This is a genomic window from Peribacillus sp. NPDC101480 (assembly GCF_050277335.1).
Taxonomy (GTDB): Bacteria; Bacillota; Bacilli; order Bacillales; family DSM-1321; genus Peribacillus.
Genome location: NZ_JBNNSB010000004.1, coordinates 312,788 through 325,144, shown reverse-complemented (window position 1 = coordinate 325,144; position 12,357 = coordinate 312,788). Strand labels below are relative to the sequence as shown.

12 protein-coding genes and 1 other annotated feature (1 of these 13 running past the window's edge) are annotated in these 12,357 nt (G+C 39.9%); of the genes, 2 read left to right on the top strand and 10 right to left on the bottom strand.

All coding sequences use genetic code 11. The annotated features are described in order from the left end of the window. Positions 1-193 (bottom strand) — a binding site (T-box leader); it reaches 38 nt to the left of the window's first position. A 69-nt stretch (positions 194-262) separates the two neighbouring features. Both ACQKMF_RS15880 and ACQKMF_RS15875 read right to left on the bottom strand, forming a co-directional pair. Further along, positions 263-538, bottom strand: a complete 276-nt coding sequence (locus tag ACQKMF_RS15880) for a UPF0223 family protein (protein WP_063596342.1) — start codon at positions 536-538, stop codon at positions 263-265. A 56-nt stretch (positions 539-594) separates the two neighbouring features. Beyond that, positions 595-1,554, bottom strand: a complete 960-nt coding sequence (locus ACQKMF_RS15875; RefSeq protein ID WP_101224540.1) for an NAD(P)H-dependent flavin oxidoreductase — start codon at positions 1,552-1,554, stop codon at positions 595-597. A 412-nt stretch (positions 1,555-1,966) separates the two neighbouring features. Here ACQKMF_RS15875 and ACQKMF_RS15870 point away from each other — a divergent pair, with 412 nt between their 5' ends. After that, the gene (locus tag ACQKMF_RS15870; protein WP_101224539.1) at positions 1,967-3,424 is read left to right on the top strand and encodes an aminotransferase class I/II-fold pyridoxal phosphate-dependent enzyme; all 1,458 of its coding nucleotides are present in this window, start codon (positions 1,967-1,969) and stop codon (positions 3,422-3,424) included. Positions 3,425-3,569: 145 nt separating this feature from the next. Here ACQKMF_RS15870 and ACQKMF_RS15865 read toward each other — a convergent pair whose 3' ends face one another. Next, positions 3,570-3,695 carry a GapA-binding peptide SR1P gene (locus tag ACQKMF_RS15865; protein ID WP_072272684.1) on the bottom strand — a complete coding sequence of 42 codons (126 nt, stop codon included), beginning with the start codon at positions 3,693-3,695 and terminating at the stop codon, positions 3,570-3,572. A gap of 375 nt (positions 3,696-4,070) precedes the next feature. Between ACQKMF_RS15865 and ACQKMF_RS15860 the strand changes: the two genes are divergently transcribed. Next, complete coding sequence (locus tag ACQKMF_RS15860; protein WP_230177589.1) at positions 4,071-4,505, top strand: DUF1885 family protein; 435 nt, start codon at positions 4,071-4,073, stop codon at positions 4,503-4,505. A gap of 27 nt (positions 4,506-4,532) precedes the next feature. Here ACQKMF_RS15860 and ACQKMF_RS15855 read toward each other — a convergent pair whose 3' ends face one another. From ACQKMF_RS15855 to ACQKMF_RS15825, 7 genes are all read right to left on the bottom strand, one after another. Further along, entirely contained in the window at positions 4,533-5,360 is an 828-nt protein-coding gene (locus tag ACQKMF_RS15855) for a polysaccharide deacetylase family protein (RefSeq protein WP_427574002.1), read from the bottom strand. Between the two features lie 44 nt (positions 5,361-5,404). Continuing rightward, complete coding sequence (locus ACQKMF_RS15850) at positions 5,405-5,662, bottom strand: hypothetical protein (RefSeq protein WP_306804763.1); 258 nt, start codon at positions 5,660-5,662, stop codon at positions 5,405-5,407. 274 nt (positions 5,663-5,936) lie between these two features. Further along, positions 5,937-7,349, bottom strand: coding sequence for a dihydrolipoyl dehydrogenase (gene lpdA / locus ACQKMF_RS15845; RefSeq protein WP_101224536.1), 1,413 nt, complete (start codon positions 7,347-7,349; stop codon positions 5,937-5,939). Between the two features lie 3 nt (positions 7,350-7,352). Further along, positions 7,353-8,711 carry a dihydrolipoamide acetyltransferase family protein gene (locus ACQKMF_RS15840; protein ID WP_101224535.1) on the bottom strand — a complete coding sequence of 453 codons (1,359 nt, stop codon included), beginning with the start codon at positions 8,709-8,711 and terminating at the stop codon, positions 7,353-7,355. Positions 8,712-8,831: 120 nt separating this feature from the next. Then, the gene (locus ACQKMF_RS15835; protein WP_427573999.1) at positions 8,832-9,809 is read right to left on the bottom strand and encodes an alpha-ketoacid dehydrogenase subunit beta; all 978 of its coding nucleotides are present in this window, start codon (positions 9,807-9,809) and stop codon (positions 8,832-8,834) included. A gap of 3 nt (positions 9,810-9,812) precedes the next feature. Next, complete coding sequence (gene pdhA, locus ACQKMF_RS15830) at positions 9,813-10,928, bottom strand: pyruvate dehydrogenase (acetyl-transferring) E1 component subunit alpha (RefSeq protein ID WP_402941676.1); 1,116 nt, start codon at positions 10,926-10,928, stop codon at positions 9,813-9,815. Positions 10,929-11,572: 644 nt separating this feature from the next. Further along, positions 11,573-12,232, bottom strand: a complete 660-nt coding sequence (locus ACQKMF_RS15825) for a YkyA family protein (protein WP_402941674.1) — start codon at positions 12,230-12,232, stop codon at positions 11,573-11,575. Positions 12,233-12,357: the final 125 nt, after the last annotated feature.

Sequence of the window (12,357 nt, the reverse complement as noted above, 5' to 3'; positions counted from 1 at the left end):
TAAATTAGCTCACTTTACGGCATTAACATGCCTATCTCCATTAACGATGAGATAATCGCCAAAGCCTACTCCGTTCATCCGTTTCGGTTTGGGGCTCGGAAGTCCATTCGCTTAAATTCGTTCACCAGTTTTCAGCAACCACTGGCTCTCTGCAGAACATCATTAAGGTACTCTTCTTCGTCACTGCCTTTATCATTTTCTTGTTTATTATGTTAAAACAATCTTTTCAGTAAGTCAATGGAGTTTTCTAAAAATTATATTTTTAATTTTTCATTTTTATCCATTCTCCGTCATCGATTCCTTTTGCCTTCTTTATAACAAGATAGGCTGAATAGGTGCTGACTGACTCGAACTCATCCGTATACTTTTTTTCATCCGCCTTACCGGGGACTATTTCCTTGAACCTGCGGTAAGCCTTCATGAATTCTTCCTTTTGTATTTTATTTTCATAAGCCTTTTCTACCGCTTCAAAGAATTTAATCACATCTACGATTTCGTCGGTAGACCAATCAAGATCCATTGGATATTGATAATCCATACCCTAAACACGCTCCTTCTGGATAGTTTTTCATGTTGTCCGGCAGACCATTAATATCAGTCTGCCCATTTTGAACGAATTGCTTCCGCCTGGTCGATAATCCGACTGAATAGTTCAGCAGTCGATGGTACATCATGTATCAGCCCCATTACTTGTCCAGCCCAGGCAAAGCCTTCAGCCTCAATACCGTCATGGATATAACGCTGGTTCGCTTTTCCACTTATGTAATCCTTCAATTGTTCATATCCGCCGTTTTCTTTTTCTATATCAAGGATCTTATCGGTCCAGCTGTTAGCAATTACCCTTGCTGGTGCACCAATGGACCGCTTGATGATAACGGTATCATTTTCCGTGCCGGAAACCAAGGCATTTTTATATAATTCATGTGCATGAACACATTCCTTGACTGCTATGAATCTTGTCCCCATCTCGATTCCTTCTGCACCAAGTGCCATTGCTGCCATCAAACCTCGTCCATCTCCAAAACCACCCGAGGCGATGACTGGAATTTTAACGGAGTCCACAACTTGAGGAATTAACACAGAAGTTCCAATATCATCACGACCTAAATGTCCTCCTCCCTCCTGACCAACCACCATCACTGCATCTGCCCCAAGCTGTTCAGCCTTCATTGCCTGCCTTCTTGCAGCAACAAGCACGAGTTTTTTAACCTGGGTGCCATTGACGTAATCAAGAAATGGGCCAGGATTGCCGCCGGTTACGGAAACAGCTGCTATATCCTCTTTCAAGGCTGCTTCCAGCATGTGTTCATAAGGCCTTCCATGCTGACCGATTGCAAAGTTCACACCAAATGGTTTATCCGTCAATGATTTCGTTTTTCTAATTTCATCTACCAATTGCTCCGGGTTGTCCAAGGACATGGCCGTTACCTGCCCTAGCCCCCCTGCATTCGATACTGCCGCAGCCAGGTCTGCATATGCCAAATGAGCCAATCCCCCTTGTACGATTGGGTATTGAATGCCTAATAAATCGGTCACACGCGTTTTCCACTTCAAACTCCTCATCTCCCTTTTCATTCTGGTCGTTTTTTTATTTAGCTGAATGATCATTAGCTTCATTATGGCAAATATTGTTTACCCGTTCAATTTTTAAACTCACACATACAAATTAATAAAAGAAGAATTCTTGAGTAAATCCAGTAAATACTAGGAAAATGGACATTTATAAACTGCAGATAATTTTATTGAGCCCTTAACAACAAAGTCATATATAAATTGATTAAGTCAGGACATTAAAGTCACTCTAGGCATTTATTATAAGACGTGCTATAATTCATATGTTTTATGTCTATCCACAAGCCTACAAACCATTTAAATGGAATCGGAGAAACATACGATCGTTAATAGAAAGGGAGTATATGCTCCCAAATATTTCGTACCTATTTTATTGAAAAGGGGCCACAAAGAATTGTCACAGAATGAAACACCCTTATACACTGCCTTATTGCAGCATGCAAAAAGAAATCCCGTTCAATTTCATATTCCAGGTCATAAAAAAGGAAAAGGAATGGACGCTGATTTCCGTAATTTCATTGGAGAAAATGCATTGTCCATAGATTTAATCAATATCGCTCCACTCGATGATCTCCATCAGCCAAAAGGGATCATTAAACAAGCTCAGGATCTTGCCGCTGAAGCTTTTGGGGCAGATCACACCTTCTTTTCCGTTCAAGGAACAAGTGGAGCAATCATGACGATGGTCATGACAGTATGCGGACCTGGGGACAAAATCATCGTTCCAAGGAATGTACATAAATCCGTAATGTCTGCCATTGTATTTTCTGGGGCCGTTCCCATTTTCATCACTCCTGAAATAGACAAAGATTTGGGCATATCACACGGTATCACCGTCGAGGCCGTTGAAAAAACTTTAAGCGAACATAGCGATGCAAAAGGATTGCTTGTCATCAACCCCACTTATTTCGGCATTTCGGCTGATTTGCAGAAAATAGTGGAAGTGGCTCATTCCCACCAAATCCCAGTACTCGTAGATGAAGCGCATGGTGTCCATATTCACTTCCACGAAGACTTGCCGATGTCAGCCATGCAAGCTGGAGCAGATATGGCTGCAACCAGTGTTCATAAACTGGGAGGTTCACTGACGGGAAGTTCCATATTAAATGTTAAGACTGGATTGGTTTCCGCGAATCGTGTTCAAGCCATATTGAGCATGCTCACAACCACCTCAACCTCCTATATCCTTCTGGCTTCACTGGATACGGCTAGAAGACAACTTGCGACGGTAGGAAGGAAAATGGTCGATGAAGCGATCAATCTCGCAGGGTATATCCGTGAGGCCGTTAATGAGATTCCTTATCTATACTGTGTTGGCAGCGAAATTCTTGAGAGTAAGGCAGCATATAGTTATGATCCGACTAAATTGATCATATCCATTAAGGAATTGAATATCACCGGATACGACGTTGAGAAATGGCTTCGTGAAAAGCATAATATCGAAGTGGAACTTTCTGACTTGTACAATATCCTTTGCCTGATAACACCTGGAGACTCAAAAACAGAAGCGGATCTGCTGATCGCTGCACTTAGAGACTTATCGGATGAGTTTAAGGAAATGGCTGCTGAACATGAAAAAATTGAAGTCCTGCTTCCTGATACACCACCACTGGCTTTATCACCCAGGGAGGCATTTTATGCAGAAACCGAAGTGGTGCCCATTGAGGAATCGGTCGGCAAAATCAGCGCTGAATTCATCATGGTTTACCCGCCTGGAATCCCGATCTTCATTCCAGGTGAATTGATTACTGAAGATAATATCAATTACATCCGGAAAAACATCGAGGCCGGCCTTCCTGTTCAAGGCCCAGAAGACCCAGAAATAAAATATTTACGCATTATTAAGAATTGATCGATTCCATCAAACCAGGGCAGAGTACTGCTCTGGTTTTTTTGAACCTTTTATTATTAAGCACTGGCTTCTATAAAAAGGGTGCTCCAGGTTACAATCCTGAAACACCCTTAAATTCTATTAATCTTGAAAACCTTTTTTCGATTTATTTTTCAGAGGCAGCTGTATCACAGCTTTGGCAGTTGTGATTATGTGTATATAGTACACTTACTTTTTCATCTTCAAAATGTTCAATCGTGCTATTGCAAGTTTGACATACGATAGTTCCCATTTTTACAACCCCTTCCCCTATATTGTATGCATCAATGACGTAATGTAACCGCTTTACATGAATTATAATATAACACATTTATTATTTCAAGTTAAAAAGTATAACATATATACTTTTTCCCATTTAATGAAACCTCATGTTGGATTAAATCGATTTCAATCGTTCGTTAGACATATTCTTTTTATTAATACACGAGATTTTTTTATAAACGAAGGGCCCCCTGTAGCTGCTTTTACATATTTCATCACACGCCTTGCTTCAGCATAGCAAGGTGAAAAAGGAATTTCGCCTTTTCATTTACATATAGATAAGTATATAATACATCCATAAAATGTTAATATATTCTTACATTCTATCTATTTAAGGGGGATCCACATGACTGAAAATGCCTATATCAAACTTGTTCCTGAGTCCGCGAAAGGGACTGTAACCATCGAAGACGTGAAAGAATTACTGAACTATTATCGAATGATCACAGCGAAAACCGGAAAGCAGTTGGATTGGGACTACGATAAGAAGGCATTTCCTTATGAAATGAAAGAACCGGAAAGAATGAAAGATAAGGCAATATACCTCCAATCCAAAGAAGATCGATATCACATGATATTGATAGGCGTCGACCAAGAGGTCGTTAAGGATGAAGATGGATCTGAGCGGATTCAATCCTATATCCAATTCACCCTCCCTGAAACAGCCACTTTCGGTGATAAGGGAAAAGCAAATGAATTGTGCAAGTTCCTTGCAAAGAAATTACGGGCACAGCTTCACCTCTTCAATAAACGGGTGATGTATTATTATCCAAGGAAATAAAAAAAACCTGCAGATGCCGAAATTGGCTCATGCAGGCGTTTCAATTAATTTTGGATCAAGGATCTCATAACCTTTCTTTTGAAAACCTTTCACGATATCCTCTATCGCTTCACTCGTCCAGTTCCGGTCATGCATCAGTAAGTTCGCGCCATTTCCTAAATAAGGGCTGTTCAACATGATTTCCGTTAAAGCTTTTTTATCCTGATACTCTTTTTCCCAGTCATATCCGTATGTCCAGTTCATGACCAACATTTTTTCTTTCTCAGCGACTTTTTTTGAATGCTCGGTATTCGATCCAAATGGCGCCCTGAAGTACTTAGGGCGTACCCCTGTAATGCCCTCAACCAAATTGTTCAATTTTATGATTTCCCGCTCCTGTTCCTTTTCGGTCAACTCTTTTAAATTCACATGGGAATAAGTATGATTGCCGATAGAAAAACCCATTTCATGAATTTCTTTTAACATCGCTTTATTTTTATCATTTTCAAGAAAGTGACCGTTCACGAAAAATATTGCAGGTACTTTAAGTCGCTTCAGGGTTTGGGCGATTGCCAGGGAATATTTATCAGGTGCATCATCAAATGTTAACAACACAACTTTCGGATTTGGATCCCCAATGGGTTTAAATGACCAATTCTCTTTATCCACCCGATATTTTGCCTTTACATTCCTTTCGCCAATTGTTTTTGACGTTTCTTTTTTCAAATCTTTCTCTTGATGGCTTTCATCTTGGATCGTTGTTGCCGTTTCAACACTTTTTTGATTCTCATTTTCAGTTTGACCGGAACTCGGATCATTACAAGCCATCAACAAAAATGATACAAATGTAAATATTGCTACTACTTTGTTAATCATGACTCCTCCGTGGTTGCTTGTGTCATTGCGGCTTACTTAAAAATTCAATAAACGGGTACCAGCGTTTCTAAAAGGATTTGTAAAATCCCGTAACATAATAGACTTATCACGGTAACAAGCATGGTTCGTCTATTGGATTTTAAAATCATCTTTCCAATATAGATGGCTAAATAGGAAAAGACCAGAAACATGAATACTTTAAAAACGAATCGATCGTTAACAGACAGCCATTCAACTAATGTATACCCGCTCCAAACGATTAGTTGAAAGAGGATTACCAGATAGTTTTTCAAGTGATCCACCTCATTTTAATATGAATATATCAGCCATGATCTTTTTATTGGCAAAAAATATTCGTATAGCAAATCGCTCATCTTATTTTTTATCCTCTATTAACTTTTTCAAACCCTTTCAAGGAAAAAAGTAAGAAGTCCTTTTTATAGCTTATGCCCTTTTTGTCCTTTTCATTTAACAAGTGTGAAGAAAATCATGAATGGCCAGTAAACCTTCATTTTTGTATATCAAATCAATACAAAAAAAAGCGTACTGCATTAGCAGTACGCTTTTATAAAGCAATTATTTAATGATGTGAATAGGAGTTCCAAGGGCAACTTCAGCAGCTTCCATTGTGATTTCCCCTAAAGTTGGATGTGCATGGATTGTCATTGCAATATCTTCGGCAGTCATTCCTGCTTCGATAGCCAAACCAAGTTCTGCAATCATATCAGAAGCGTTTGGTCCTGCAATTTGTGCTCCAATAACCAATCCGTCTTCTTTGCGAGTGATAAGCTTCACAAATCCGTCCGTATTATTTAAGGAAAGAGCACGTCCATTTGCAGCGAATGGGAATTTGGAAGCAAGCGCTTCGATTCCAGCTTCCTTCGCTTCTTTTTCATTGTAACCGACAGAAGCAAGTTCCGGTTCAGAGAATACAACAGCCGGAATAGCAAGATAGTCGATTTCAGATGAATGTCCTGCAATGGCTTCAGCTGCAATTTTACCTTCATAAGAAGCTTTATGAGCCAACTGAGGTCCAGAAACGATATCACCGATTGCGTAAATGTTTTTCACGCTTGTACGGCATTGTTTATCCGTTTCGATCAAACCGCGGTCAGTCATTTTGATTCCGACTTGTTCCAGGCCGATTTCTGCAGTATTTGGACGACGTCCAACTGTTACTAAAACGTAATCGGCTTCAACTTTTTTCTCTTCGCCTTTTACTTCATAAGTAACTGTTACGCCTGTTTCAGTTTCTTCCACGCCTTTAGCATTAGCTTTAGTTACAATTTCAGCACCTTTGTTTTTAAGGTTACGCTTAACAAGTGCTGCCATTTGTTTTTCAAAACCTGCAGAAAGGATTTCTTCCGTACCTTCAAGGATGGTCACTTTAGTGCCAAAGCTAGCGAATGCTCCGCCTAGCTCAGTTCCAATGTAACCTCCGCCGATTACAACGATCGAACTTGGAACTTCTTCCAAAGCAAGAGCGCCAGTTGAATTAAGTACACGTTTCGTATATTTAAATGACGGAATCTCGATTGGCGATGAACCAGTGGCGATGATTGCGTTTTTAAATGTATATGTTTGGGCTGAGTCTTCATTCATAACACGGATGCTGTTTTCATCAACGAAATAAGCTTCGCCAGTTACAACATCAACATTATTACCTTTTAACAGGCTGCTTACACCGCCTGTTAATTTTTTTACAACAGAACCTTTCCAAGCTTGTACTTTAGAAAAATCAACAGTAACCTTTTCTGCAAAGATACCCATATCTTCTGAATGCTGAGCTTCATGGAAACGGTGTCCAGCCGAAATCAAAGCTTTCGATGGGATACAGCCTACATTCAAACAAACTCCGCCGATTGTTCCTTTTTCAACGACCGTTACTTTCTGTCCAAGCTGCGCTGCGCGAATTGCGGCAACATATCCCCCTGGGCCTGAACCGATTACTAAAGTATCTGTTTCGATTGGAAAATCTCCTACTACCATTGTTTACGCCTCCATTAACAATAATTCTGGGTCGTTCAATAACTTTTTGATATGATTCAATGCATGTTGAGCTGTTGCTCCATCAATCATGCGGTGATCAAAGCTCAGTGATAATGCCAGAACTGGAGCGGCGATAATTTCCCCGTCGCGTACAATTGCTTTTTCGGCAATGCGTCCAATCCCTAGAATGGCAACTTCTGGATGATTGATTACAGGTGTGAACCATTGACCGCCTGCGGAACCGATATTCGTAATGGAGCAAGAAGCACCTTTCATTTCGTTAGGAGCCAATTTGCCGTCACGGGCTTTTGTCGCTAATTCGTTAATTTCTTGTGAAATAGCAAAAGTTGATTTACGATCTGCATCTTTTACAACTGGAACGAGCAGTCCTTTATCTGTGTCTGCCGCAATTCCGATATTGTAATAGTGTTTATGGATAATCTCACTAGCTTCATCATCAAATGATGTGTTAAGCATAGGGAATTCACGTAATGCACTTGTTAACGCTTTAACAACATAAGGTAGGAATGTAAGCTTGATTCCTTTTTCTGCAGCAATTTCCTTGAATTTCTTACGGTGAGCAACCAATAGCGTCACATCGACTTCATCCATTAATGTTACATGCGGAGCTGTCTGCTTGGATTTAACCATTGCTTTTGCGATCGCTTTTCTCATACCGCTCATTTTCTCGCGAGTTTCAGGATATTGCCCTTCTGGAATTGAAACTTTTTGTTTTTCGGTTGTTTCCGTATCATTTTGTTGTGAAGCTTCACTTTGAGCTGCTGGTTGCTGTGGAGCTGTTTTGCCGTTTTTGAAAGCATCTATGTCTTCTTTCATGATGCGGCCGTTATCCCCAGAACCAGAGATCTCGCGAATGTTTACCCCTTGTTCGCGTGCATATTTCCTGACAGAAGGCATGGCGATAATACGTCGTGAAGGATCTGCCTCAACCTGTGGTTGTGCTCCTGCGCCCGTTACTCCGCTATTTTCTTGAACCGGAGCAGCCTCTTTCTTGACTTCCTGTCCAGCTTCAGCAGTTGCTTGCACCTGGGCCTCCGTATTCTTCTCGCCTTCTGCCTTCGCTTCTTCTCCATGATCCCCTTTAAACTGAAGATTTTCATAACCTGGAGCATCGAATGTTACAAGTACATCGCCAACAACGGCAACCGTTCCTTCTTGTACAAGGATTTCTTCAACGGTACCTTCCACCGGTGATGGGATTTCAACGACGGCCTTATCGTTTTGAACCTCGCAAAGCACGTCATCCTCTTGAATCTTATCTCCTGGTTTTACAAACCATTTCACTATTTCACCTTCGTGTATACCTTCTCCGATATCAGGGAGTCTAAATTGGAATGCCACTGAGTTCAACCTCCTATATTAAATCATACTTAGTGCTTTGAATAAAGTCCTTTATCTTGCATTACCGTTAATGCAAAACTACTTTCCCAAGCAGGACATTCATTCCATTACTTAAGATTGTTAAAACTTCAAGACTTTAGTCGCCGTTTCAATAATGTCTTTATAATTAGGGAGCCATACTGTTTCAGCTTGTGAAAACGGGAATACCGTATCAGCTGCCGCCACTCGCAGTACTGGAGCATCCAAGCTCAAAATGGCACGTTCGTTAATTTCCGCTACAACATTCGCTGCTATACCAGCTTGCTTTTGTGCTTCTTGAACAACGATAGCGCGTCCTGTTTTTTCTACAGAAGCAATGATTGTTTCGATATCCAATGGAGATACAGTACGTAAGTCGACCACTTCGACGGAATGACCATCCTTAGCCAATTCCTCAGCTGCCTTGATGGATTCCTGCACCATCGCACCATACGTAATAATGGATAAATCCGTTCCTTCTCTTTTCACATCCGCTTTTCCTAATGGAATTGTATATTCTTCTTCAGGAACTTCCTGACGGAAAGAGCGGTACAATTTCATGTGCTCAAGGAAAATGACAGGGTCATTATCACGAATCGCAGAAATCAATAAGCCTTTTGCATCGTAAGGAGTGGAAGGGATAACTACTTTTAACCCTGGTTGCTGAGCCATTAAACCTTCTAAGCTATCAGCATGCATTTCCGGTGTATGCACTCCTCCTCCAAAAGGTGAGCGAATTGTAACAGGTGCACTGTAACGTCCGCCTGAACGGTAGCGCATACGAGCAAGCTGACCGCTTACGGAATCCATTACTTCATATACAAATCCGAAGAATTGAATTTCAGGAACAGGACGGAAACCTTGTAAAGAAAGACCGACCGCTAATCCACCGATTCCAGATTCAGCAAGAGGTGTATCGAATACACGATCTTCACCGAATTCTTTTTGAAGATTTTCCGTTGCACGGAAAACCCCTCCATTAAGACCAACATCTTCCCCAAAAACGAGTACATTCTCGTCATTTTTAAGTTCTGTACGTAATGCTTCTGTAATTGCTTGAATCATCGTCAATTGAGCCATGGCTTACTTCGACTCCTTCTCTTTATAAATTTCATATTGTTCTTTTAAGTTATAAGGCATTTCTTCATACATGATTTCAATTAGGTCTGTAACCTTTTGTTTAGGTTCTGCATCAGCCAATTTGATTGCTTCTTTAATATCGTCTTTTGCTTTTTCTATCGTTTCGTTTTCTAATTCTTCATTCCAAAGCTTTTTGTTTTCCAAGAACTTGCGGAAACGAACCAATGGATCTTTCAGTTCCCACTCGTTATCCATTTCGGAAGTACGGTAACGTGTCGGGTCATCCCCAGCCATCGTATGCGGACCATAACGGTAAGTTAATGTTTCAATCAATGTAGGGCCTTCACCATTGATTGCACGTTCACGTGCTTCTTTAACGGCTGTATAAACGGCCAACGCATCCATACCATCAACCTGGATTCCAGGAATACCTGCAGCCACACCCTTTTGAGCCAATGTTTTAGCTGCTGATTGCAAATCAACCGGTGTCGAGATTGCGAAACGGTTATTTTGCACGATGAAGATAGCTGGCGCTTTAAATGCACCTGCAAAGTTAATTCCCTCATAGAAGTCACCTTGTGAGGTTCCACCGTCACCCGTATATGTAACGGCAACAGCTTTTTTCCCGCGTTTCTTCAACCCAAGAGCCACTCCGGCAGCTTGGATATATTGAGCGCCGATAATGATTTGAGGGGAAATGACATTGACGTCTTCAGGAATTTGATTTCCTTTAAAGTGTCCCCGGGAGAATAAGAATGCTTGCCAAAGCGGCAGACCATGCCAAACGATTTGCGGAACATCACGGTAACCAGGCAGAATGAAATCTTCTTTTTCCAAAGCATACTGGGAAGCGATTTGAGAAGCTTCTTGACCGGCAGTCGGTGCATAGAAACCTAATCTGCCTTGGCGGTTCAGTGATATGGAACGTTGATCCAAGATACGTGTATAAACCATACGACGCATTAATTCTTGCAATTGTTCATCACTTAATTCAGGCATAGCCGCTTCATTAACGACTTCTCCCTCTTCATTTAAAATTTGAAAAGTTTCAAATTGTTCTTCTACTTTTTTAAGCTGATCTTGAACATTAATTTTAGCTTGCTTAGTTTTTTGAGCCATTTGGCACCTCATCCTTTCATTAAAAAGGTTTGCTATTATTATTCTATAAAGCAAAAAAAGTTTGCTTTTTAGTTTCTTCCACAATGCATTCTTTTATTTTCCCCTTAAGACCAATCCCTCAAACGTGGATATGCTTAATATGTCTCAATCTTATTCTGTACCATAAAAAAAATCAAGGAAAATGATACAAGAATTTTTATAGATTAAGTTTACAAGATGAATTAACATCAAGTCAATCACTTGGAGTTCCTTATAATTTTGATTTAATACAATTTCCAGCACTCACACTTCTTCTCTGTATTAGTTTTCACTTTACAACTGTACTATTAAAATTCACGTCTTTATCGATTTAAGGTTGGCGAAGGATAACATTTCAATTCCCCCGCATATCCCATCGATTCCAAAACCGCTTTAACTAAAGGCATTTGAGGCATCGGAATAATATTCCAAAAAAATATTCAAACGCTTTCATATAACGCTGCTGTTAGATTTTTAAATATCGATTTTTTTTAGTACAGGTATAAAAGCTCACATCAATCCGGTTACACAAAAAAAGATCATTCTAGAAATTTTCAGTCCATAATCGGAGTGGATGGAATAAAAAATGGGCTGTGATTGAGGATCACAGCCCATCATTATTTATATTATTTTGTTGAATCAGCCATTTCTATGCCGGAACTATCATAAAAACTTTCTTTTTTTTGATTTGATTTTTCCGTTAATGTATTAAATTCCTCATTCGCTTTCAAAACTTTTGTATAAGAAGTATTGATTTTCTCGATTTGCACTTGTAATTCATCCATTTTCAAATCCTCTTTTTTAAACAGTTCATATAATTCACGATCATAAGCCAGACTTTGTTGATAGGCATCATATAAATCATCGTAGGTGCTATAGCGCTCACTCATGACCTTTTTCATTTCAGTCGCTTCTTTTTTTATCTTTTCATCATCTATTTTCCCGATTTGTTCGTCAATCTGATTGAATTGTTCTTTTGAGGATTGCATACTGCTTTGTTCTTTTTCAATTATTTCTTCCCTTTGGTCGATATTCTTGGTTGCTTCATCTGATAGCTCGACGATCTGTTCATAATCATCCAATCCAAGTTTAATGATTTTCTCATATTTTTCTTTTTCTTTTTTCTCCAAATCATTAAGAGGCTCTTGATTCTCGGTGAAATCACTTTCCTTTTCTGCAGTTTTCTCAAGGATTTTGTGGATTCTTTCTTCCGGCGAACCATTGAAACAACCAGTCAAGACCACTAAAGCAAGAAGTAAAATAACATATGGGCCAAAACGATTCAAAATAGACAGCTCCTTCTGATAATTCTTCGAAGATTCATATTTCCCTAAATTCCCTTATAAGCCGCTGACACTTGTTACAATAATATTCCGAACAGGTTTTTTTCATTACTGGGCGCTAGCCTACA